This window comes from Micrococcus sp. EWR3.9.1 (assembly GCF_052615555.1).
Genome location: NZ_JBQXFD010000003.1, coordinates 125,348 through 145,671, shown reverse-complemented (window position 1 = coordinate 145,671; position 20,324 = coordinate 125,348). Strand labels below are relative to the sequence as shown.

General features: G+C 75.0%; 22 protein-coding genes. 12 read left to right on the top strand and 10 right to left on the bottom strand.

Going from position 1 to position 20,324, the window contains the following annotated elements; genetic code table 11:
• Nucleotides 1–46 precede the first annotated feature (46 nt).
• The 3 genes from ACUJ8O_RS03375 to ACUJ8O_RS03365 form a co-directional block, all read right to left on the bottom strand.
• Nucleotides 47–1,624 (bottom strand): sensor histidine kinase, encoded by a 1,578-nt coding sequence (locus ACUJ8O_RS03375; protein WP_235281271.1) that lies wholly within the window; start codon nt 1,622–1,624, stop codon nt 47–49.
• A gap of 94 nt (nt 1,625–1,718) precedes the next feature.
• Nucleotides 1,719–2,447, bottom strand: a complete 729-nt coding sequence (locus tag ACUJ8O_RS03370) for a response regulator transcription factor (protein ID WP_036314541.1) — start codon at nt 2,445–2,447, stop codon at nt 1,719–1,721.
• A gap of 334 nt (nt 2,448–2,781) precedes the next feature.
• Nucleotides 2,782–3,525, bottom strand: coding sequence for a ubiquinone/menaquinone biosynthesis methyltransferase (locus ACUJ8O_RS03365; RefSeq protein WP_036314489.1), 744 nt, complete (start codon nt 3,523–3,525; stop codon nt 2,782–2,784).
• 202 nt (nt 3,526–3,727) lie between these two features.
• On the opposite strand from ACUJ8O_RS03365, the gene ACUJ8O_RS03360 reads away from it, so the two are divergent.
• The 6 genes from ACUJ8O_RS03360 to ACUJ8O_RS03335 all read left to right on the top strand — a co-directional run bounded on the left by ACUJ8O_RS03360 (nt 3,728) and on the right by ACUJ8O_RS03335 (nt 9,624).
• Complete coding sequence (locus ACUJ8O_RS03360; RefSeq protein WP_155934040.1) at nt 3,728–4,804, top strand: iron-siderophore ABC transporter substrate-binding protein; 1,077 nt, start codon at nt 3,728–3,730, stop codon at nt 4,802–4,804.
• A 9-nt stretch (nt 4,805–4,813) separates the two neighbouring features.
• The gene (locus ACUJ8O_RS03355) at nt 4,814–5,872 is read left to right on the top strand and encodes a FecCD family ABC transporter permease (RefSeq protein ID WP_036314493.1); all 1,059 of its coding nucleotides are present in this window, start codon (nt 4,814–4,816) and stop codon (nt 5,870–5,872) included.
• Complete coding sequence (locus ACUJ8O_RS03350) at nt 5,869–6,939, top strand: FecCD family ABC transporter permease (RefSeq protein ID WP_371506708.1); 1,071 nt, start codon at nt 5,869–5,871, stop codon at nt 6,937–6,939. Before ACUJ8O_RS03355 ends, ACUJ8O_RS03350 begins: the two co-directional genes overlap by 4 nt.
• Nucleotides 6,936–7,805, top strand: a complete 870-nt coding sequence (locus tag ACUJ8O_RS03345) for an ABC transporter ATP-binding protein (protein ID WP_069941200.1) — start codon at nt 6,936–6,938, stop codon at nt 7,803–7,805. The genes ACUJ8O_RS03350 and ACUJ8O_RS03345 overlap by 4 nt, the downstream gene beginning before the upstream one ends.
• Nucleotides 7,802–8,857: a siderophore-interacting protein gene (locus tag ACUJ8O_RS03340; protein WP_445373144.1), complete on the top strand. Its 1,056-nt coding sequence runs from the start codon at nt 7,802–7,804 to the stop codon at nt 8,855–8,857. Before ACUJ8O_RS03345 ends, ACUJ8O_RS03340 begins: the two co-directional genes overlap by 4 nt.
• A 101-nt stretch (nt 8,858–8,958) precedes the next feature.
• On the top strand, nt 8,959–9,624 hold the full coding sequence (locus ACUJ8O_RS03335) for an SDR family oxidoreductase (protein WP_070709459.1): 666 nt from the start codon (nt 8,959–8,961) through the stop codon (nt 9,622–9,624).
• Between the two features lie 143 nt (nt 9,625–9,767).
• Here the strand turns inward: ACUJ8O_RS03335 and ACUJ8O_RS03330 are convergent, their stop codons facing one another.
• The 3 genes from ACUJ8O_RS03330 to ACUJ8O_RS03320 form a co-directional block, all read right to left on the bottom strand.
• Nucleotides 9,768–10,547, bottom strand: a complete 780-nt coding sequence (locus ACUJ8O_RS03330) for a Pr6Pr family membrane protein (RefSeq protein ID WP_036339002.1) — start codon at nt 10,545–10,547, stop codon at nt 9,768–9,770.
• 125 nt (nt 10,548–10,672) lie between these two features.
• On the bottom strand, nt 10,673–12,043 hold the full coding sequence (gene glsA / locus ACUJ8O_RS03325; protein WP_036339005.1) for a glutaminase A: 1,371 nt from the start codon (nt 12,041–12,043) through the stop codon (nt 10,673–10,675).
• 1 nt (nt 12,044) lies between these two features.
• Nucleotides 12,045–12,707, bottom strand: a complete 663-nt coding sequence (locus ACUJ8O_RS03320; RefSeq protein ID WP_020622112.1) for a GNAT family N-acetyltransferase — start codon at nt 12,705–12,707, stop codon at nt 12,045–12,047.
• An 86-nt stretch (nt 12,708–12,793) separates the two neighbouring features.
• Here ACUJ8O_RS03320 and ACUJ8O_RS03315 point away from each other — a divergent pair, with 86 nt between their 5' ends.
• From ACUJ8O_RS03315 to ACUJ8O_RS03300, 4 genes are all read left to right on the top strand, one after another.
• The gene (locus ACUJ8O_RS03315) at nt 12,794–14,257 is read left to right on the top strand and encodes an FAD-binding oxidoreductase (RefSeq protein ID WP_239074307.1); all 1,464 of its coding nucleotides are present in this window, start codon (nt 12,794–12,796) and stop codon (nt 14,255–14,257) included.
• Entirely contained in the window at nt 14,254–14,709 is a 456-nt protein-coding gene (locus ACUJ8O_RS03310; protein WP_036314509.1) for an acyl-CoA thioesterase, read from the top strand. The genes ACUJ8O_RS03315 and ACUJ8O_RS03310 overlap by 4 nt, the downstream gene beginning before the upstream one ends.
• A gap of 65 nt (nt 14,710–14,774) precedes the next feature.
• Complete coding sequence (locus tag ACUJ8O_RS03305; protein WP_036314511.1) at nt 14,775–15,617, top strand: GTP pyrophosphokinase; 843 nt, start codon at nt 14,775–14,777, stop codon at nt 15,615–15,617.
• 538 nt (nt 15,618–16,155) lie between these two features.
• The gene (locus tag ACUJ8O_RS03300; protein WP_235187731.1) at nt 16,156–16,557 is read left to right on the top strand and encodes a VTT domain-containing protein; all 402 of its coding nucleotides are present in this window, start codon (nt 16,156–16,158) and stop codon (nt 16,555–16,557) included.
• Between the two features lie 17 nt (nt 16,558–16,574).
• On the opposite strand, the gene ACUJ8O_RS03295 is transcribed toward ACUJ8O_RS03300, so the two are convergent.
• The 3 genes from ACUJ8O_RS03295 to ACUJ8O_RS03285 are packed head-to-tail and all read right to left on the bottom strand — an operon-like array spanning nt 16,575 to nt 18,738.
• A complete protein-coding gene (locus ACUJ8O_RS03295; protein WP_036314546.1) occupies nt 16,575–16,883 on the bottom strand; it encodes a hypothetical protein in 309 nt (102 codons plus the stop codon).
• A gap of 39 nt (nt 16,884–16,922) precedes the next feature.
• On the bottom strand, nt 16,923–17,477 hold the full coding sequence (locus ACUJ8O_RS03290; protein WP_036314513.1) for a TIGR03086 family metal-binding protein: 555 nt from the start codon (nt 17,475–17,477) through the stop codon (nt 16,923–16,925).
• Nucleotides 17,478–17,487: 10 nt separating this feature from the next.
• Nucleotides 17,488–18,738 (bottom strand): polysaccharide deacetylase family protein, encoded by a 1,251-nt coding sequence (locus ACUJ8O_RS03285; protein ID WP_095353534.1) that lies wholly within the window; start codon nt 18,736–18,738, stop codon nt 17,488–17,490.
• Between the two features lie 311 nt (nt 18,739–19,049).
• Here ACUJ8O_RS03285 and ACUJ8O_RS03280 point away from each other — a divergent pair, with 311 nt between their 5' ends.
• Together ACUJ8O_RS03280 and ACUJ8O_RS03275 are read left to right on the top strand one after the other, a co-directional pair.
• Nucleotides 19,050–19,190: a hypothetical protein gene (locus ACUJ8O_RS03280; RefSeq protein WP_017488522.1), complete on the top strand. Its 141-nt coding sequence runs from the start codon at nt 19,050–19,052 to the stop codon at nt 19,188–19,190.
• Nucleotides 19,191–19,219: 29 nt separating this feature from the next.
• Complete coding sequence (locus tag ACUJ8O_RS03275) at nt 19,220–19,750, top strand: SgcJ/EcaC family oxidoreductase (protein WP_036314517.1); 531 nt, start codon at nt 19,220–19,222, stop codon at nt 19,748–19,750.
• 12 nt (nt 19,751–19,762) lie between these two features.
• Here the strand turns inward: ACUJ8O_RS03275 and ACUJ8O_RS03270 are convergent, their stop codons facing one another.
• Entirely contained in the window at nt 19,763–20,323 is a 561-nt protein-coding gene (locus ACUJ8O_RS03270) for a GNAT family N-acetyltransferase (protein WP_020624718.1), read from the bottom strand.
• Nucleotide 20,324: the final 1 nt, after the last annotated feature.

Sequence of the window (20,324 nt, the reverse complement as noted above, 5' to 3'; positions counted from 1 at the left end):
GTACGCATAGGGGGGTGGGGATACGTCAACGGTTGCCGTCCCGGGGTCAGGGCCGGCCGGCCCGGGCGGAGCCGCAGCAGGAGCCCGCAGCCCCCGGCCCGGCGCGCCCCGGGGTGCAGGGCACGACGACGTCGAAACGCGTCCACCCGCCCTCGGACGCCACGGTCACGTCCCCGCCATGGCTGCGCGCGATCGAGCGCACGATGGCCAGACCCAGACCCGTGGACGGCTCCGTGCCCGAGGCGCTCGTCCGGCCCTTCCCGGGGCCGCGGACGAAGCGGTGGAAGAGGGTGGCGTGTCGGTCGGCCGGGATGCCGCCGCCGTCGTCGTGGACGCTGACGAGCATGAGGCCGGGCCGGGGCCGGTCCTCCCGCACGGAGGCCGTGACGGTGGTCCCGACGGGGGTGTGCTTGGCCGCGTTGGAGAGCAGGTTGCCGACCACGCGGGCCAGCTGCGACCGGTCGCCGGTGACGGACCGCTGGGTGCCCGGCTCCGCCCCCTCGGGCAGGTCCACCACCCATGTGTGGTCCGGCCACGCCGCGCGGGCGTCCATCACGCCCTCGAGGACCACCTCGGACAGGTCCACCTGTTCGGCCAGCGCCACCTCCCCGGAGGGCTTCAGGCCCATGGCCCGGCCGCGCGAGACGGACTCGAGCCGTTCGAGCAGGAGCATGTCGTCCACGAGGGCGGCCATCCGGTCGGCCTGGAACAGCACCCGGTCGAGCGACCGCCGGCCGGTCGCGGAGAGCTCCTCCGTCATCGCGATCATCTCGGCGTAGCCGCGCACCGAGGCGAGCGGCGTGCGCAGCTCGTGGGAGGCGTCCGCCATGAACCGGCGCATCTGCTGCTCCTGCACGCGGCGCTGCTCCAGGGCCGCCTCGACCGAGCCGGTGAACCGGTCGAGCGCCTGGGCGACGACGGCCACCTCGTCCGGCCCCTGCAGGAGCCGAGGCGGCATGCGTGAGTCCTCCGGATCGAGCCCGGCGCGGGCCATGTCCACCTGGGCGACCCGCTCGGCGACGGCGGCGACCTCGCGCAGCGGGGCCAGTCCCCGACGCAGCCACAGGGTCACCAGGATCGCGGTGGTGAGGACGGTGACGGACAGTCCGACGGCGACCGCGAGCAGCGCCTGCCGTGTGACGTCGGACATGGCGCCCGTCGGCGCCCCCACCACGAGCACCTGGTCCGCGGCCACCCAGGGGCCCGGCGCGGTCAGGGTCTGGGCCTGGACGCGATAGGAGACGTCGCCGACGACGGCGTCCAGCATCGGCCCGCCCGGCCGGTCCCGGAGGGCGTGCAGAAGGTCGTGGGCCTCCCGCGCCGTGAGCGGCACGGACTCCCCGGCGTCACCGACCCGGTGCCCGATGAGGGCGTCCTGCTGATGCTCCTCCAGACCGGAGAGCGGGACGAGCGCGACCACCGTGCCCTCGGGCTGGCCGAGGGTGCCCGGCACGCGGAGGTCCCCCTGCCCCGGGCCGCCGTCGCCCCCTCCGCCCGGCGAGGGGGCCGTCAGCTGCTCCGAGGCGCGGATCCATGCTTCGGAGGCGTCCCGGGAGGCGGATTCGGTCAGCAGGGCCTTCGTGATGCCGGCCGCGTAGAACGAGTAGGCCAGGATGGTGGCCATCAGGATCAGAAGGACGCCGGCGCCGATGCGTCGGGCCAGCGACGTGGGCCGCCTGCGGCGGGTGCTGCCGTGCCCCGACGGGACCGCGGCGGTCTCAGGCAGGCCGGATGACATACCCGGCGCCGCGGATGGTGTGGATCATGGGATCCCGGTCCGCGTCGATCTTCTTCCGCAGGTAGGAGATGTACAGCTCGACGATGTTCGCGCGGCCGCCGAAGTCGTAGCCCCAGACGTCCTGCAGGATGCGCTCCTTGGAGAGCACCGTGCGGACGTTGGCCATGAGGAACTTCAGCAGGTTGTACTGCGTGGCCGTCAGCTCGATCTCGTCGCCGCCGCGGGTCACCTCGTGGGTGCGGGTGTTCATCACCAGGTCGCCGACCACGAGCACCTCGGAGCCGCCCGAGACCACGCCGGAGCGCTGCACGAGCCGGTGCGCGCGGATGAGCACCTCCTCCATGGAGAAGGGCTTGGTCACGTAGTCGTCGCTGCCGGCGGCCAGGCCCGCCACGCGGTCCTCGGTCGCGTCCTTGGCGGTGAGGAACATGGCGGGCATCTCCGACCAGTGGGCGCGCAGGCGATCCAGGACGTCCAGGCCGTCCATGTCCGGCAGCATGACGTCCAGGATCGCCAGGTCCGGACGGCCGGCGGTGCCCAGCTCGGCGGCGGTCGCGCCGTCGTGGGCCACGATCACCTCCCAGCCGCAGAGGGTGAAGCCCATGGAGAGCAGGTCGGCGATCATCGGCTCGTCGTCCACGACGAGCACCCGCACCGGCGCGCCGTCCGGGTGCGAGAGCTCGGGCAGGACCTTCTTCAGCTCCGCCATGGATGACGGGCCGGTGGTGCTCTGGATGGGGCTCACAAGGTTCCTCTACGTTCAAGAGACGGTTCACGGTGCCCACGCGGACGTCGCGGGCTGCGGGGGACGAGCGCCTCGCGACGGAGGGGCGACGCCGTTCCGGGGGATGGCGGACGGGCGGCGACCGGAGGCCGGGGGGTGCGCGGATCCCCCCTCGACGGAGCCCCATGCTACGCGGATCAGCCGGGTCGGCCCAGAGTCTTCTCGGATTGCGGACATCAGCGTGACTCGTCACAGCCCTGACGCATCCGGCGGCGCCACCGGGGCCGCCCTGTGCTGACGCCGCGCCGCGTGGCCCGCGTCAGTCGACCGGCTTCATGGCCCAGTGCGTGGCCAGGGTGCCGAACATGTGGGTCTCGTGCCCGATGTTCACGAAGCCGGCCTCGGCGAAGAGGTCCGCGACCTCGTCCGGCGTGTGGAACGCCTTCGTCGAGGAGGACAGGTACGCGTAGGCCTCCGGCCGGTCGGCGATCAGCTTCGCCAGCTGTGGCATCACCCGGTGGATGTAGAAGGAGGAGAAGGGCTTGAGCACGTTGTCCGGCGCCGGCGACGTCTCGAGGGCCGCGACCCAGCCGCCCGGGCGCAGCACACGGAACTGCTCGGCGAGGGTCGCCGGGATGTCCGCGACGTTGCGCAGCAGGTAGCCGTGGGTCACGGCGTCGAACGAGCCGGCCTCGAACGGCAGGTCCGTGGCGTCCGCGACGACCCACTCGATGCGGTCCCCGCCCGCGCGGGCACGGCCGACCTCCATCATCTCGGCGGCGATGTCGGCGCCCACCACCTGCGCGTCGGGGTGCTGCTTGAGCACCTCGAACGCGAGGTCCCCGGTGCCGGTGGCCAGGTCGAGCACGCGGGCCTGCGCGGGGATGTTGGCCCGCGCCACCGTGCGGCGCACCAGGCGCGGCTCCTGACCCCATGTCATGACGGCGTTCATCAGGTCGTAGCGGCCGGCGATGGCGTCGAACATCGCGGAGACCCGGTCGTGGTGGTCGGCGGCGCCGCGCTGCGCGTCGCCGCGCGGGGCGGGGAGGGGGTTCTGGCTCACCAGGCCACCGTATCCCGCCCACCTCCCCCGACGACGCCCCTCACCGGGATTGCACAGAGGCGTTAGGTTGCCCTAACCTTCCGGAGTTACCTCACGTCAGTGTTTGCTAATGCCGGCCCGGCAGGGCCGACGCATCCTCCGACCGCAGACCCGACCCCCTCCGCCCGGCGCCCGCGCGTCGCGACCGTGAAAGGCCACCACCATGGCACCGTCCCCCCTGTCCCGCCGCTCCCTCCTCGCCGGCGGGGGAGTCGGCCTCACCCTCCTGCTCGCCGCGTGCTCCACCGGCCCGGCCGGAGGCTCGGCCTCGTCCTCGTCGGCCGGTGCGTCGTCGTCGGACGCCGCGGGCGGGGACGCCGCGTTCCCCCGCAGCATCGAGCACGTCTACGGCACCACCGAGATCCCGCAGCGCCCGACCCGCGTGGCCACCGTGTCCTGGGTGAACCAGGACGTGACCCTCGCCCTCGGGGTGGTGCCGGTGGGCATGGCCGCCGTGGAGTTCGGGGGGAACGCGGAGAAGTCCACCGACTGGTTCGACGCGAAGCTCGCCGAGACCGAGGGCGCCCAGAAGCCCGTGCAGTGGTCCGAGGCCTCCGGCATCGACGCCGAGGCGATCGCCGCCGTGAAGCCGGACGTCATCCTCGCCGTCTACTCCGGCATCACGCAGGAGGACTACGACCGCCTCTCGAAGATCGCCCCCACCGTGGCCTACCCGAAGGACGTCCCCGCCTACGGCACCTCGTGGCAGCAGTCCACGGAGGTCATCGGCCGCGTGCTCGGCAAGGAGCAGGAGGCGGAGGAGCTCATCGCGGACCTCGAGCAGCAGATCAAGGACGCGGGCGAGAAGCACGCGGACCTCCAGGGCGCGTCCTTCGTCTACGGCACCATCGACCCCGCCGCCGCGGACCAGATCAGCATCTACACGGACGTGGACAACCGCCCGAAGTTCCTCGAGCTGCTCGGCATGGAGCAGGCGCCGGTGGTGACGGAGAACTCCCCGGAGGACCAGGCGTTCTTCTTCACGTGGTCGCCCGAGCGCGCGGACGAGCTGGAGTCGGACGTGTTCGTCTCCTGGGCCGCCGAGGACTCGGTCCGCGAGGCCATCGAGTCCGACCCCCTGCTGGGCTCGATCCCGGCCGTGAAGGCCGGCGCCCTCGTCCTGCAGACGGACGAGCAGGAGGTCCTCTCCGTCTCCGCGATCTCCCCGCTGTCCATCCCGTTCGCGCTCGAGAAGGTCGTCCCGCCGATCGCCGAGGCCGCGAAGACCGCGCAGGGCTGATCCCTCCCCATGCCGTCCACGGCCCTGGCCTCCCCGGCCCGCGTCCGCGCGGGCGTGCTGATGGGCGCCCTGCCCGCGGCGCTGCTGCTGGCGGCGCTCGTGGCCGGCGTCGCCCTCGGCGCGCGCACCGTGCCGGCGACGACGGCGCTCGACACCCTGGGCGCGGTCCTCACCGGGCACCCCGTGCCGGAGGGCATCGAGGCGGCGGCCGTGGCCTCCCGCGTGCCCCGCGTGGTGACGGGGGCGCTGGTGGGGGCGGCGCTGGCCGTGGCCGGCGCCGCCCTGCAGGGGGCCACCCGCAACCCGCTCGGCGACCCGGGGCTGCTCGGGCTCTCCGCCGGCGCGGGGCTGGCCGTGGCGGCGGGCATGGCGCTCGGCGTCGCCGGCTCCACGTTCGGGGTGCTGGCGCTGGCCGCCGTCGGGACGCTGGTCGCGGCGGCGCTCGGCTACGCGGTGGCGGCGGCCGCCACGCGGAGGGGCCGGACGACACCCGGCGCCCCCTCCCCCATGGCGCTCGTGCTGGCCGGCGCCGCGATCACCGCCGGCGCCACCGCCGGCACCACGGCGCTGCTCGTGCTCTCCCCCACGGTCCAGGACCGACTGCGCTTCTGGGCCGTGGGCACGGTGGCCCGCGCCGACCTCGGCGAGGCGCTCGCCCTGGCGCCCGTGATCGCCGTCGGGCTGCTCGCCGCCGTCGCCGTGGCCCCCGGGCTCGACGCCCTCGCCCTCGGCGACGACCTCGCGCACGGTCTGGGCGGGCGCCCGGAGCGGGTGCGCGCGGTGCTGCTGGGCGCGGTCGTGCTGCTCACGGCCGCGGCGGTGGCGCTGGCCGGGCCGGTCGGGTTCGTGGGGCTGCTCGTGCCCCACGCGCTGCGCCGTCTGCGGCCGCCGAGCACGCGAGCCCTGATGGCCGGCTGCGCCCTGTGGGGCGCCGTCCTCGTGATCCTCGCGGACCTCGCCGGGCGGCTCGTCGTGGCGCCCGGGGAGATCCACCTCGGGGTGACCACCGTCCTGCTCGGCGTGCCCGTGCTGCTGGCGCTGCTGCGCCGCCCGGGGGTGGCCGCATGAACCTCCAGCACACCGCCCCGGACGACGTCGTCGCCCGCCTGCGCCGCTCCGACCGGCGCCGCCTCGGACGGGCCTGCGCGGGCCTCGCCGTGGCCGTGCTGGTCCTCGCCCTGCTGCGCGTGGTGTGGGGCACGTACCAGGTGACCGTCCCGGACCTCGTGCGGATCCTGGGCGGGGAGACGATCCCGGGAGCGAGCTTCATCGTGCTGGAGGAGAAGCTGCCCCGCGCCGTGGCCGCAGTGCTCACCGGCGCCGCCCTGGGCGCGGCCGGCGCGCTCTACCGGCGCACGCTGCGCAACCCCCTGGCCTCGCCGGACATCCTGGGCGTCACCCAGGGCGCCGCGGCGGCGGTCGTGCTGGGGATGCTGGCGACCGCCGGGCAGACCGGCGGAGGATCGGACCTGATGCGCGCCGCCACGGCACTGATCGGCGGCCTTGTGGCGGTGGCCGCCGTGTTCGCCACGGCCCGCTCCGTGGGGGGCGAACGGTTCGTGGTGGCCGGCATCGCGGTGGCGGCGGCGGGCCAGGCCGTGGTGGCCGGGGCGATGCTCTCGCTGGCCCAGCACGACCTGCAGTCGGCCACCGTCTGGATCGCCGGCTCGCTCAACGGGGTCACGTGGGGCCGCATCGCGCTGCTCGCGGGCGTGCTCGTGGTCGCCCTGCCGCTGGCGGGGGTGCTCCACGCGCGGCTGGCCCCCGCCGACGTCGGCCCGGACCTCGCGCACGCCCTCGGCGCCCGGCCGCGTCCCACCTCGGCCGCGGCGCTGGGGCTCGGCGCGGTGCTGGCCGCCGTGGCGACCGCCGTCGTGGGGCCGCTGGCGTTCGTGGCGCTGCTGGCCACCCCGGTGGCGCGCGGGCTCACCCGTGGCCTGCCCTCCCTGCCCGCGGCGGCGCTCACGGGCGCCGCGCTCGTGCTGCTCGCGGACCTCGTGGCCGGTGAGGCCGTCCCCCTGCTCACCGGCGCCGCCCTGCCCACCGGTGTGCTCACCGGCGCCGCCGGCGCCCCGCTCATGCTCTGGCTGCTGCTGTGCCAGGGCCGGACCCCAGGAGGCGTGCGCTCCGCATGACCGCTCCCCCGCTCACCGTCCCGTCCCCCGCCGCACCGCGCGCCGGGGCCGCCGACGACGTCGCGATCCGCCTGCGCGGCCTGACGCTCGGCTACGGCCCGGCCTCGGCGCCGCCGATCGTCGCGGACCTCGACCTGGACGTGCCCGCCGGGCGCGTCACCGCGATCATCGGCGCCAACGGCTGCGGCAAGTCCACGCTGCTGCGCGGCCTGACCCGCCAGCTCGCCCCGCGCGCCGGGAGCATCGAGGTGCTCGGTCGGGACGCCGCCCGCGTGTCCGCGCGCGACTACGCCCGCACCGTGGCGCTGCTGCCCCAGCATCCCGTGGCGCCCGAGGGCATGACGGTGGCGCAGCTCGTGGCGCGCGGCCGTCACCCGCACCGCGGGCTCCTGGGCGGCCGGGCCGCCGGCGACGACGCCGCGGTCGCCGCGGCGCTCGAGCGCACCGACCTCGTCGAGCTCGCCGAGCGCGAGGCCGGCACGCTCTCCGGCGGGCAGCGGCAGCGGGCGTGGCTCGCCCTCGTGCTCGCCCAGCAGACCCCGGTGGTGCTCCTCGACGAGCCCACGAGCTACCTCGACCTCAGCCATCAGGTGGAGGTGCTCGACCTGGTGCGCACGCTCCCGGACCCGCGTGGCGAGGGCCGGGCGACCGTCGTCGCGGTGCTGCACGAGCTGAACCTGGCGGCGCGCAGTGCGGACCACATCGTGGCGATGGCCGCGGGCCGGGTGGTGGCGCAGGGCACGCCGGGCGAGGTGATCGTGCCGGAGGTGCTGGCCGAGGTGTTCGGCCTGGACGCGGACGTGGTGGCCGACCCGCTGCTGGGCCACCCCGTGGTGCTGCCGCGGGGGGACGGGGACCGCCGATGAGCGCCGACGGCATGATCGTGGCGCACACGCGCGTGGTGTCCGTGGAGCAGCCGTGCCGCGGGTTCCGGCGGATCGTGCTGGCGGGCCCGGACCTGGAGGCCGCCAGCGGGGACCTGCTGGGACTGCTGCCGCCCGGCGTCGCCGACCTGCACGCCCTGTACCGGGGCGCGCGGCCGCGCCGGGACGCCTATGTGAAGCTGCTGATCCCCCCGCCGGGCGGGACGTCGGCGGACCCGGACCTGTCCGCCGGATTCCGCGCCGGGTTCCTGGCCATCCCCGAGGAGGAGCGCGGCTGGATGCGCACGTACACGGTGCGCTCGGCCGGGCTCGTGCGGCTCGACGGGCGGCAGGTGCCCTCGCTGACCGTGGACGTGGTGCTGCACGGCGACCCGGACGACCCCGCCGACCCGCATCAGGGGCCGGGCCTGCGCTGGGCGCGCGCCGTCCAGGCGGGGGACGCGGTGAACGTGCTGGTGCCCTCGGCGGAGGCCCCGGCGTGGTCCGGCTGGCGGCAGACGGGGGCGCGCCGCGTGCTGGCCGTGGGCGACGAGACCGCCGTCCCCGCCCTGGTGTCCGTGGCGGAGGAGCTCGCGGACCCCTTCGGCGGGTTCGACGGCGAGGCGGACCTCGTGCTCGAGCTGCCCCACGACGGGCAGGCCGCAGACCTCATCGCCGAGCGCCTGGCCGTCCCCGAACCGTGGGACTGGCGGGCCGTGACGGAGCTGACGGACCGGGGCCGCGTGCGCCTGCACGTGGGCCGCCGGGCGCCGGGGGCGCCGTCGGGGTCCTGGGCGCACGCCCGCCTCGCCGCCCTGCTGGGCGTGGACCCCGACGACGCCGGCGGGCCGGTCGCGCCGCCCGCGGCCTCCGTCGAGCGCGAGTGGACCGTCGCCGCCCTCGAGGCCGACGAACGGCCCGAGGCCTACGTGTTCCTCGCCGGGGAGTCCGCGATGGTGCGCGCCCTGCGCCGACTCAGCGTGGGCCCCGGCGGCGTGCCGAAGAAGCACGTCTCCTTCATGGGCTACTGGCGGCAGGGCCAGGCGGAGAGCTGAGGAGTGGGGTGGCCGTCGCGCGCCGCTCCACCCTCGCACCGGCGTCGGGCTCTCCCTACTGTGGAAGTCCAGCACCCGATCGAACCGAAGGAGAGATCCCCATGACCCGCACCGTGATCATCGGCGGCCACGGCAAGGTGGCCCTGCTCGCCGCACCCCTGCTGGCGGAGGCCGGCCACGACGTCGTCTCGATCATCCGCAACCCCGACCACGCCGAGGACGTCCGCGCCGCCGGCGCCGAACCGCTCGTCCTGGACATCGAGAAGGCGGACCAGGAGGAGCTGCTCCACGCGCTGCGCGACGCGGACAACGTCGTGTTCTCCGCGGGCGCGGGCGGCGGGGACGCCCAGCGCACCCGGGCCGTGGACCACGACGCCGCCGTCGCCAGCATGCGCGCCGCCGAGGCCGCGGGCGTGCGGCGCTACGTGATGGTGTCCTACCTCGGCGCGTCCCTGCACCACGACGTGCCCGAGGACGACCCCTTCTACGCCTACGCGCAGGCCAAGGCCGAGGCGGACGAGGCGCTGCGGGACTCCGGGCTGGCCTGGACCATCCTCGGTCCCGGCACCCTGACCGATGAGGAGCCGTCCGGCCGCATCACCGTGGACCCGGATCTCTCCGGCTCCGACGCCTCGCAGGGTGAGGTCAGCCGCGGCAACGTCGCCCGAGCGATCGTGGCCGTGCTCAACGAACCGGGCACGGTGGGCCGGAAGATCGACTTCGTGGACGGCGACGTGCCCGTGGCCGAGGCCGTCCGCGGCGACTGACGCGCCGCCGTCGTCGTCGGCCCCGCCCACCCGCGCTTTCGAACGTGAAAGGGGGCGAATGGGGGCTTTCGAACGTGAGATAGGCCCTCTCTCACGTTCGAAAGCGCCGGGCGGCGGCCGCCAGCGCCGGGGACCGCCCTCGCTCAGGCCAGGCCGAGGCGGCGGTCCACGGTGCCGAGCACACCCATGAGCCCGGTGAAGCCGGCCAGGATCCCGGCGAGCACGACGCCCACGCTGCGTCGGCCGAGCCGCGGCACGTCGAGGAACGGGTACGGGTACCAGTCGATGCGGGGCCCGCGCGCCATGGTCGCCGCCGCCCACATCAGCGGGATGACCGAGGCCAGCCCGGCGCGCCGCGGCGTGATCTGCCCGCGGGGGTCGAACAGCGCCCACACCGCCGGGGCGAGCACGGGGTTGACGATGTGCTGCAGCGCGTCGTTGAACCGGTAGAGGAAGGTGTCCTGTTCGCGGCCGCGCAGCACCGCGTTGTAGACGATCCCCGTGACCATCACCGAGCCGAGGCCGGCGGTGCGCACGGCCCAGAACGCGTCCGACGTGGGCGCCTCACGACGCGCGGCCAGCGTCAGCGACGTGCCCGCGACCAGCGCGTTGGACAGCCACGTGAAGTACGCCGGCTGGTTGAGGGCGTGGGACCAGCCCGCGGGGAAACCGCCCTGATAGCCGACGCCCGGGATCACCATGGAGTCCTTGGACATGCCGATGGGGAACGAGGTCAGGCACCCGATCAGCGGCAGTGCCCCCGAGACGTGCCACGCCAGGCGGCTCCGACGGTCCACCGGCGGCACGGGACGCGGCTGCAGCCGGGACACGACGGCGTGCGCGATCCGCTCACGGACCCCCTGCGGGGCGGGGCGGGTGCGGCGGAGGGAGGGCAGGCTGACGCGGAGGGTGGAAAGGGGCATGGGGGGTCGTCCTCGAACGGTGGAGTCAAGGGATGAGACCGCCCATTCTCACATGAACAGCAGTGGAACGAAAGGGAGCGAGACGGAGAACATCGCCGCGCCCCCCTCCTGCCCGCCCCGCCGCCTCAGTGGGCGCCGGCCTCCTCCAGCGGCAGGATGCGCTCCGGATCCTCGACCTCCACGCGCACGCCGTCGGCCTGCAGCCGGCGCACGCCCTCGGCGATCAGCCGTCGGCCGACGTCGTCGATCCGGTCCACCCGCGTGAGGTTGAGCACCACGGTACGGATGGGCCCGTCGTTCTCGTCTTGGGCGGCCACGGCGGCGGCCTCGTACACCGCCCCGCCGCCGGTCGCGGCCGCGAGCGCCGCGCTGTCCGCCGCGGCCTCCTGCCACCGCGGGTAGACGGCGGCGTCCCAGCCGGTGCCGGGCTTCTCCGCACCGGTGCGCAGGTCCGTGAGCGCGTCCAGCACCGCCTCGGCGCCGCCGAACCGGATCACGCCCTGCAGGTGCAGGAACACGCGGTCACCCTCGCGTTCCACGAAGCGCACGGCGGTTCCGCCCAGGCTGTCGCCGTCCATGAGGTGCAGCCGGAAGTCCTCGGAGAGGCGGCGGCACGCCAGCACGCCGCGCGCCGAGTTGCCCACCTCGTCCAGGCGCGGCGAGAACACGCCGATCCCCACGCGGCCCGGCAGCGCGCCGAGCACACCGCCGGCCACCCCGGACTTGGCCGGGATCCCGACGTCGGCGAGCCACTGCCCGGCGGCGTCGTACATGCCGGAGGAGGTCATCACGGACACCACGCGCCGCGCCACGATGGACGGCAGCACGCGCTCACCCGTCATCGGATGGATGCCCCCGGTGGCCAGACACGCGCCCATCACGGCGAGGTCCTTGGCGGTGACGAGCACGGCGCACTGCGCCACGTACCCGGCCACGATCTCCTCGGCCGAGTCCTGCAGCACCCCGTAGCTGCGGAGCATGTGCCCCAGGGAGAGGTTGCGGTCCGAGACCGCCATCTCGGACTCGTACGTCTCCCGGTCCACCGCGAGCCGACGCCCGGCGAGCAGGGACATGATCTCCACGGCCCGGTCCAGCCGCTCCTTCCGGCTCGCCTCCGGCCCCACCAGCAGCTGGTGCACCGCGAGCGCGCCCGCGTTGATCATGGCGTTGTCCGGGCGGTGCGACTCCGCCTCGAGGGAGAGCTCGTTGAAGGCCTCGCCCGAGGGGTTCAGCCCCACCTGTCGGTCCACGGCGGCGAAGCCCCGGTCCACGAGCGCGGCCGCGTACGTGAACGGCTTGGACGCGGACTGGATGGTGAACTCCACGTCCGCGTCCCCCGCGGAGTGCAGCCGCCCGGTGGGGGTGGCCAGCGCGATGCCGAGGCGGTCCGGGTCCGCCTCCGCGAGCACGGGGATGTACTGGGCCGTCTCTCCCGGGTTCACGGCGCCGAGCTCGGTGATCAGGCTCGCCAGGTAGTCGGGGATCGGGTGTCTCATCTCAGGCCTCCCAGCGCAGGCAGGTCAGGGGCTCGCCCCCGGGCACGGGCACGTGGCCGGTCGCACGGAAGCCGAGCCGCTCATAGAACGGGACGGTGGCGGGCACGGACGCCTCGAGGTGCACGGGCAGACCCGACGCGCGGCGCTGGCCGTGGCGCACCAGCGCACTCGCCGCCCCGCGCCCGCGGGCGGACGGGACGGTGCCGACCTCCTCAAGGTACCAGTGCCGGCCTGCCGGGCGGGCACGCTCGCAGGCGGCCTGGATCCGCTTCAGGGCGAGGGTGTGGCGGCCGTGGACGGCGACCGCGGTGGGCAGCCCCGCCAGCAGGCCCGGCACGTCGACCCCGCGGGGGGCGGCGGGGGAGGTCCACACGGCGGCGCCGAGCAGCGTGCCATCGTCGGCGTCCACGGCGACGTCCACGGCGCCGAGCGGGGCGCCGTCGGCCCCCGCGCGCAGCCCGTGGCGCACGGCGGCGGTGAACTTGCGCTCGAGGCGGGCCTCGCGCCGGTCCTCGGGCACGAGCCCGAGCGTGTACGGGTCCGTGGCGAAGGCCTCGGCGAGGACGGCGCCCACGCGGCGGGCGGTGTCCTCGCGGGCTCCACCCGGGCGCAGGGTGAGCACGTGGACGCGGGGGCGCGGCGCAGCGGGGTCCGGGGAGGTCATGGTCGCCAGTCTAGGGACGGGGCCGGGCGCGTCATCGGACCGGCCGACGCACGTTCCACCCCGTGTGATCGGCGACACTGGTGGACATGGACTCCTCCGCACCCCTCGACCCGACCCGCGCCGCCCCGCCTGCCGCGGACGCCCCGCCCGCCGACGTCGTCGCCCGCCTGCAGGCGGAGCTGCCCGGCCGCGTGGACGTCTCCGCCGCCGCACTCGAGGCCGCCCGGGCGGACCGCTCGGGGCATCGCTCCCCCGCCGCGCCGCTGGCCGTGGTCCGCGCGCGGACGGTGGAGGACGTGCAGGCCGCGTGCCGGATCGCGCACGGGACCCGCACCCCGCTGGTCACCCGCGGAGCGGGCACGGGGTTGGCCGGCGGCGCCGTCGCGGGGGCGGGCGAGATCGTCCTGGACATGACCGCGATGGACCGGATCCTGGAGGTCTCCCCCGCGGACCGCGTGGCCGTCGTCGAGCCGGGGATCCTCAACGGGGCGCTGAACGCCGCGCTCGCCGAGCACGGGCTGTGGTGGGCCCCGGATCCCGCGTCGAAGGACATCTCCACGGTGGGCGGCAACATCGCGATGAACGCCGGCGGGCTGCTGTGCGCCAAGTACGGCGTCACGCGCGAGGCGGTGCTGGGCCTGGACGTGGTGCTCGCGGACGGCACCCTGCTGCGGCTGGGCCACCGCACCGTCAAGGGGGTGACCGGCTACGACCTGGTCGCGCTGATGATCGGCTCGGAGGGCACGCTCGGCGTGATCGTGGGCGCGACGCTGGCGCTGCGGCCGGCCGTGCGCGGCGTGCCCGTGACGCTCGGCGGGTTCTTCCCGGACGTCGTCGCGGGCGCCGCCGCGGCCGAGGCGATCACCGGGGCCGGTCACGTGCCCGCCCTGATGGAGCTGATGGACGAGGCGACGCTCGCCGCGGTGCGCGCGCACGCGGGGCCCGAGCGCGGGGCCGCCCTGCCCGAATCCGGCGCGTTCCTGCTGGTGCAGGCCGACGGCGCCGGCGCCGAGGCGGACGGGGAGGCCATGGCCGCCCTCATGCGCGCCCACGGCGGGGACGTCACCGTGACCGTGGACCCCGCCGAGGGGGAGGCCCTCATGGCCCTGCGCCGCACCGCGTTCCCCGCGCTCGAGCGCCTCGGCACCCCGCTCGTGGAGGACGTGGCCGTCCCCCGCAGCCGCATGGCCGAGATGTTCGCGCGGATCCGTGAGATCGAGGCACGCACCGGCGTCGCCATCCCCACCACGGCCCACGCCGGGGACGGCAACCTGCACCCGATCCTGCTGTTCGGCGCGGCGGCGCAGGTGGGCGGCGCGGCCGAGGACGCCGCGTCGATCCCGGCGGACGTGTGGGAGGCCGCCGGCGAGCTGTTCCGCGCGGGCCTGGAACTCGGCGGCACGCTCACCGGCGAACACGGCGTGGGCCTGCTCAAGCGCGCGTTCCTGCGAGACGAGCTCGGCGACGCCCAGCACGACCTCCAGCAGCGCATCAAGGCCGTGTTCGACCCGCACGGCATCCTCAACCCAGGAAAGGTGTTCACCCCGTGACGCAGCCGACCACCCCCGAGACCCCCGCCGACGCCGGCACGCCGACCCCGTTCGAGGTCGGGCTGCAGCTGCGCTGGTCCGACGAGGACCGCTACGGCCACGTCAACAACGCCCGACTGCTCACCCTCACCGAGGAGGCGCGCGTGCGCGCCCTGGGCGCGTGGGCCACGACGACGGCGTCCCCGGACGTCCAGCGCGTCGTGCGGTCCATGGAGGTCCAGTACGAGGCGCCCGTGGTCTACGCCGGGCCCGAGGTGACGGCGCGGGTGTGGATCCTGCGGATCGGCCGGACGTCCTTCACGCTGCGCCACGAGCTGTGGCAGGACGGGCGGCGCTGCGTGCTGTGCGACGCCGTGTTCGTGCAGGTGGACCCGGCGGCCGGGCGGCCCGTGGCCGTCTCCGACGAGGAGCGCGCCGCCTTCGAGCGCGTGCTGATCCCCGCCGAGGACTGACGGGCCGCCGTCGGGCCTGTGGACGGCCAACCGTCTCGCAGGATCCCGCCGTAGGCTCTGAGGCCATGGAGCAGGACCCTTCCCCGGACGCGCCCGCGCCCTCGGCGGACGTCGAGGCGCTGCGCGGCACCCCCGTGTCCGAGTTGACGCAGCTCACCCCCGCGGCGTCAGGGGCGCTGGAGCGGCTGCGCCGAGACGTCGAGCGCTTCGACCTCGAGTACCGCTCGGCCCTGCTCCAGGTGGAGGCGCGGCTCGAGGTGCTGCGGGACGAGTTCACGCACCTGCACGACTACAACCCCATCGAGCACATCGTCACGCGGGTGAAGTCGCCGGAGTCGATCCTGCGCAAGGCCTCCGCCCGCGGGCTGTCCCTGGACCTGGACGCGCTGCGCACCAACGTCACGGACATCGCCGGGGCGCGCGTGATCGTCAGCTTCGCCCGGGACGTGTACCGCGTGTTCCGCCAGTTCACGCAGCAGCCGGACATCCGGGTGCTCGAGGTGGAGGACTACATCTCCCGGCCCAAGCCCTCGGGCTACCGCAGCCTGCACTGCCTCGTGCAGGTGCCGATCCACCTGTCCACCGGCACGATCCCGGTGACCGTGGAGATGCAGTTCCGCACGAGCGCCATGGACTTCTGGGCCACGCTCGAGCACAAGATCAACTACAAGTTCGACGGCGGCGTGCCCCCGGACATCGCGACCGAGCTCGTGGCCGCCGCCCGCGTGGCTGCGGACCTGGACACCCGCATGGAGCGCCTGCACGACCAGGTGCAGGAGACCGACAGGGACGACGACGCCGCCGCGGCCTGGGAGGACGACGGCGGTCCCGTCTTCGAGGACGAGCCGGCGGCGGGGCCGGGCGAGGCGCGGCCGGGTGACGACGCGCCCGGCGCGTCCACCGTCTGAGCCCCTCCGTCCACACCCGGCGGGCCGCGTGCACAGGGTTCTCCACAGAGTTGTCCACAGGTGTGGATGAGTCACACGCGTGTGATCCAGCAAAGCAGAGCAGGGCGTGACCGCAGGCCAGGGAGGACATGCGGAGGGAGCGGCTGCCGGTAGCCTGAGCCGATGCCCTCCACCGCCGTGCCGCCGCGCGACTCCGGCGCCGCCTCCACCCTGCCCGCCCGCACAGGGCACCGCGGGGTGTCGATCCTGCGCACCGCCGCCCTCGTCCTCGTGGTGGCGGCGTTCGTGTGGCTGGCACTCACCGTGCGCCTGCCCGGCGTGGACGAGCTGCGCGCCCAGCTGGACGGCTTCGGCTGGTGGAGCTGGCTGGCGTTCACCGTGCTGTACGCGGCCGTGGCGCTCACCCCCATCCCCGTGACGATCATGGCGGTCACCGCCGGTGTGCTCTTCGGCGCGATCGAGGGGACGGTGCTGTCCGTCGTCGGAGCCCTGCTGGGCTCGCTCGGGGCGTACGGCATCGCGCGCGGTCGGACGCGAGGTGGCCCTGCGCTGGCTCGGCCGCCACGCCGAGACCGTGGAGCGGCGGCTCGAGGACACCGGGTTCCTCGCCCTGCTGGCCCTGCGCGTCGCCCCGGGGCTGCCGTACTGGCCCGTGAACTACGGGGCGGGCGCGCTCGCCGTGCCGCTGGGGATCTTCGCCGGCTCCACCGCGGTCGGCGTGATCCCCGGGCAGCTCTCCCTCGTGGCGATGGGGGCGTTCGCGGTGCGCCCGGGCGTCGTGAACGGCGTGCTGCTCGGGGTGGGCTGGCTCGCCGTGGGCGGTCTGACCCTGTGGGCGGTGCGGCGCTGGCGACGGGCAGCCCGGTCCGCGGAGGAGCCGGAGAACCCGCAGAGTGGTCACGACACGCCGTCTCCCCGTAGGCGACGCGGCGTGTCGTGACCACTCTGCGCCGGACGTCAGCCGAGGGTCGTGTATCGCACGCCGAACTTGCTGCTGACCTGCAGGAACACGAGCACGTCCGTGCCGCGCGCGTAGGCGGGCATGCCGTACCAGGTGCGGGGTTCGAGCTCCGGGGCCGCCTCCGTGACGATCCGGTGCACCCCCACCGCCATGGCGCGGTCCTGCTCGGGCATCTCCTCGATCTTCACCAGCAGGTCCTGCAGGGCGTCGGCCTTCTTCCTGCCGCCGCGCTGGGCGCGCAGCTCCTGCGCGCGCTCGGCGATCGCGGCCTGCTCCGCGGCGCTGAAACCGGTGGACTCGCTCACGGTGCCTCCTGGGGTGCGGGGACGGGTCCTGCCCTGGTCTCAGCCCCGACGGCCCAGGCGACCGAGCAGGCGGGTCTGCCGGTCGGCGTCGTCGGCCACGGGGACGGGCTCGCCCAGGATGCCGGGCGTGTAGGCGGCGTCGCCGAACAGTTCCAGCGACTCCTCCACGCAGTCGATCTCCGCGTCCGTGAACCGCGCGTCCACGCCCTGCGAGCGGGCCAGGTCCCAACGGTGCACGATCACGTCGAACGCGTGGAAGCGGATCAACGCCTCGCCCACGGGCATCTCCCCGCGCGCGGTCTTCATGGGCCGCATGATGAACTCCTCGTCACCGGCGAGGGCGGACATGGCGGCGGCGTGCTTGGCCCACTGGGTGGCCAGCTGCTGGCGGGACCCGTCGAAGAGGGGCACCTCCCGGCCCTGGCGGGCGGCGAAGTCGCGCTGGCCGGCGATCACGTGGTCCAGCAGGTCCAGCGCGTCCCAGCCCTCACACGGGGTGGCGGCGTCCCAGTCCCGCACCTCCCGGACGACGGCGGTGAACGGCTCGGCGGCCGCGTTCCAGCGGGCCTCGACCTCGGTGGCGGGGATGGACATGGTGCTCTCCTCAGGGTCGCGGGGTTCTCGGGGCCGCGGCGGGCGACGACGGCGCCGGGCTCGGCTTCTTCGGGCCGCGGATGGACTCGGGGCGGGCCGGGTCCAGGACGGACCGGGGGTCGAAGAACTCCTCCAGCACGGGCCGCTCGCCCGAGACGGCCGCGGCGAGGCTGATGCCGTCCACGTTGATGCGCGAGCCGCGGTAGTAGCCGGGCTCGAGCTGGCCCCACGCCTTGGAGGTGCCGTCCACGAGGAAGAAGGAGCGGTAGCCGAGCTCGCGGAAGTAGCGGTACCGCTCGTTGTCCTCCGTGTACGTGCCGGGCCCGGTGACGTCCGCGCCGAACGGGTAGATGAGCATGTCCGTGGGGCCGAGGATCGGCTCGACCTCCTCGTGCCAGTGCCTCATGTCGAACTCGAGCTCCTCCATGGTCAGCTTCGGCACCGTCCGGTGGCCCCACGTGTGGGAGGCGAACTCCCAGCCGCTGTCCTTGAGCGCGTCGGCGACCTCGGTGGCGGCCGCGACGTCGGCGTCGAACGTGGGGCTGTCCCCGAACTCGCGGGCCGAGGTGCGGTAGCCGAACACGCCGTCGTAGCCGGTCATGGCCAGCACGCCGCGGGCGCCGTTGAGGCTGAAGTCCGGGTGCTCGGCGAGGAAGTCGTCCAGGCGCGGGACGACGTCGAACGCCCCGACGTGCGTGGTGCCCTCGGCGTCCGTGTACTCGTTGCGGACGCGGCCGTCCTCGGCCACGATCAGGCGGTCCGCGAAGCCGTCGCCGTCCATGTAGAGGTAGTACGAGCAGTCGTCCAGGGAGAGGATCAGCGGGGTCCGGCCCTCGGGGACCATGAGGGTCTTCGGGCGCACGACGTCGTCCTCCCCCACCTCGTACAGCTCGTGCGGGGAGACCAGCACGTAACCGCGCTCGTAGACCTGCCGGATGACGGCGTCGAACTCGTCCACCGTGACCATGAAGTCCAGATAGCCGCCGGCCTTGTCGTCGCCGTCGAAGGCGCGGGCCGGGTCCACCACGAGGGAGTGGAAGAACAGGTGCGGAACCCGGGCCACGTCCGACCAGGCCACCGGTTCGCCGGCGGGCGGCGGACCAGCGGGGGCGGCGGAGGTGGGCGCGGACGAGGTCGGCACGGACGACGACGCCGCGTCCTCCCCGTCCTGCCCGCAGGCGGCCAGCAGTCCCGATCCGAGCAGGGCGGAACCGGCCAGGAGCATCTGTCGGCGGGTCGGCTGCGGCACGGGCGGGGGCATCGGGCACCTTTCTCCGGGGGCACCCATCATCCCAAGGCCGCCCGGCCCGGGACCACCCCTGCCGGGCGGGCGGGCGGAGGTGGGAACCGGCCGGGCATGGGAGGCCGGCCGGCGGCGGGGCTCGATCCGCCGTAGACGGCCCAGAGTGGTCACGCGGACGACCCGAGCTCGGCGCGGACCGTGTTCGACCGCTTCGTGTTCAGCAACCACATCCGCAGCTTCAGCGTCGACTGAGCCCCGGCTGGGAGGCGCCTTCGACGCGCGCCGACGCACGCGCCCCTCGCGCCGTGCCGCGTGCCACACTGGCGAGCGTGACCCGACGTCCGGATGCACCGCCCCCGGCCGACCCGCGCACGCGTGCGGCCCTGCGCGCCGTGCTCACGGTCCTGGCCGTGATGGCGGTGCTGTTCGCCGCCGTCGTGCTGACGCTGGCCTACGGACCCGCCCGCTGAACCCGCCCTTCCCCGATCCAGGAGCAGCCATGTCCCCCGCGGACCCCACCGCCGACGTCGCGGCCCGACCGACCGGCCCCGCCGCGGTGGCCGAAGCCTTCGCGGCCGCCTGGAACGCCGCCGACGCCGACGCGCTCGCCGAGCTGTTCGCCGAGGACGCGGACTTCGTGAACGTGGTGGGCGTGTGGTGGAGGCGGCGTCGGCAGATCCGGGTGAACCACGCGCTCGGCTTCCGCTGGATGTTCCCGCACTCGCGGCTCGAGCTCGGGCGCGTGCGGGTGCGGGAGCTCGGGGACGTGGCAGTGGTGCACGCGCCGTGGACCATGACGGGGCAGACCGCGCCCGACGGCGACGAGGCCGGCGAGCGCACCGGCGTCCTGCTGCTCGTGGTGCACCGCACCGAGGCGGGGACGTGGGAGGCGGTGGCCGGGCAGAACACGGACTCCGTGCCCGAGGCGCAGACGCACCTGGCCGACGACGACGGGCTCGCCGCGGTGCACTACCACCCGTCGGCGTGGATCGATCCCGACGAGGACCCGGACGGCCCGGAGGCCTGCTGAGCGGCGACCGGCTCACGCCACCGTCAGCAGCCGCACCCAGTCGTCCTCGACCCGCTCCCCGCCGACCACGAACTGCCGCGCCCCGACCGTCTCGAAGCCGAGGCGCTCGTAGAACCGGTTGGCCCGTGCGTTCTGCGCGTTCGTGCCGAGCCACACGTGCCGGAACCCCAGCCGCCGCAGCCGCTCGACGCCGTCGTGCACGAGGGCCTCGGCCAGCCCGGTGCCGCGCCCCTCGGCGAGCACGTACAGCTTCGAGAGGTGGCCGGCCGGCACGTCGCCGAGCCGCTCCGTGACGGGTGCCTCGGGGGCCGCGGCGGTCTCGTACATGGCGTAGCCGAGCAGGGTCTCCGGGGCGTCGGCCGCGGCGCCCACGAGCACGATCCGCTCCGGGTCCGCGATCCACGCGGCCACGGCGGCCTCACTCAGGTGCAACGCGATGTGCGCCTCCACCGCGGCACGCGGCAGCGAGGCCGGGGAGGCGTCCGGGAAGGTGGCCGCGGCGATCGCGGCGATCGCGGGCGCGTCCTCGGGGCGGGCCGGACGGACGACGGCGGCGCGGGGTGCGGAAGTCATC

What these genes read in the sequence shown, in the direction of transcription:
- ACUJ8O_RS03320 (WP_020622112.1), bottom strand. Translation starts at nt 12,707, where the DNA reads ATGACCTCCCCGGACCCCGCTGCGCCGCGCCCCCGCGTCCACGTGCTC.
- ACUJ8O_RS03330 (WP_036339002.1), bottom strand. Translation starts at nt 10,547, where the DNA reads ATGCCCCTTTCCACCCTCCGCGTCAGCCTGCCCTCCCTCCGCCGCACC.
- glsA (WP_036339005.1), bottom strand. Translation starts at nt 12,043, where the DNA reads ATGAGACACCCGATCCCCGACTACCTGGCGAGCCTGATCACCGAGCTC.
- ACUJ8O_RS03355 (WP_036314493.1), top strand. Translation starts at nt 4,814, where the DNA reads ATGCCGTCCACGGCCCTGGCCTCCCCGGCCCGCGTCCGCGCGGGCGTG.
- ACUJ8O_RS03305 (WP_036314511.1), top strand. Translation starts at nt 14,775, where the DNA reads ATGGAGCAGGACCCTTCCCCGGACGCGCCCGCGCCCTCGGCGGACGTC.
- ACUJ8O_RS03285 (WP_095353534.1), bottom strand. Translation starts at nt 18,738, where the DNA reads ATGCCCCCGCCCGTGCCGCAGCCGACCCGCCGACAGATGCTCCTGGCC.
- ACUJ8O_RS03290 (WP_036314513.1), bottom strand. Translation starts at nt 17,477, where the DNA reads ATGTCCATCCCCGCCACCGAGGTCGAGGCCCGCTGGAACGCGGCCGCC.
- ACUJ8O_RS03375 (WP_235281271.1), bottom strand. Translation starts at nt 1,624, where the DNA reads ATGGCCACCATCCTGGCCTACTCGTTCTACGCGGCCGGCATCACGAAG.
- ACUJ8O_RS03360 (WP_155934040.1), top strand. Translation starts at nt 3,728, where the DNA reads ATGGCACCGTCCCCCCTGTCCCGCCGCTCCCTCCTCGCCGGCGGGGGA.
- ACUJ8O_RS03335 (WP_070709459.1), top strand. Translation starts at nt 8,959, where the DNA reads ATGACCCGCACCGTGATCATCGGCGGCCACGGCAAGGTGGCCCTGCTC.
- ACUJ8O_RS03275 (WP_036314517.1), top strand. Translation starts at nt 19,220, where the DNA reads ATGTCCCCCGCGGACCCCACCGCCGACGTCGCGGCCCGACCGACCGGC.
- ACUJ8O_RS03345 (WP_069941200.1), top strand. Translation starts at nt 6,936, where the DNA reads ATGACCGCTCCCCCGCTCACCGTCCCGTCCCCCGCCGCACCGCGCGCC.
- ACUJ8O_RS03315 (WP_239074307.1), top strand. Translation starts at nt 12,794, where the DNA reads ATGGACTCCTCCGCACCCCTCGACCCGACCCGCGCCGCCCCGCCTGCC.
- ACUJ8O_RS03340 (WP_445373144.1), top strand. Translation starts at nt 7,802, where the DNA reads ATGAGCGCCGACGGCATGATCGTGGCGCACACGCGCGTGGTGTCCGTG.
- ACUJ8O_RS03370 (WP_036314541.1), bottom strand. Translation starts at nt 2,447, where the DNA reads ATGGCGGAGCTGAAGAAGGTCCTGCCCGAGCTCTCGCACCCGGACGGC.
- ACUJ8O_RS03350 (WP_371506708.1), top strand. Translation starts at nt 5,869, where the DNA reads ATGAACCTCCAGCACACCGCCCCGGACGACGTCGTCGCCCGCCTGCGC.
- ACUJ8O_RS03270 (WP_020624718.1), bottom strand. Translation starts at nt 20,323, where the DNA reads ATGACTTCCGCACCCCGCGCCGCCGTCGTCCGTCCGGCCCGCCCCGAG.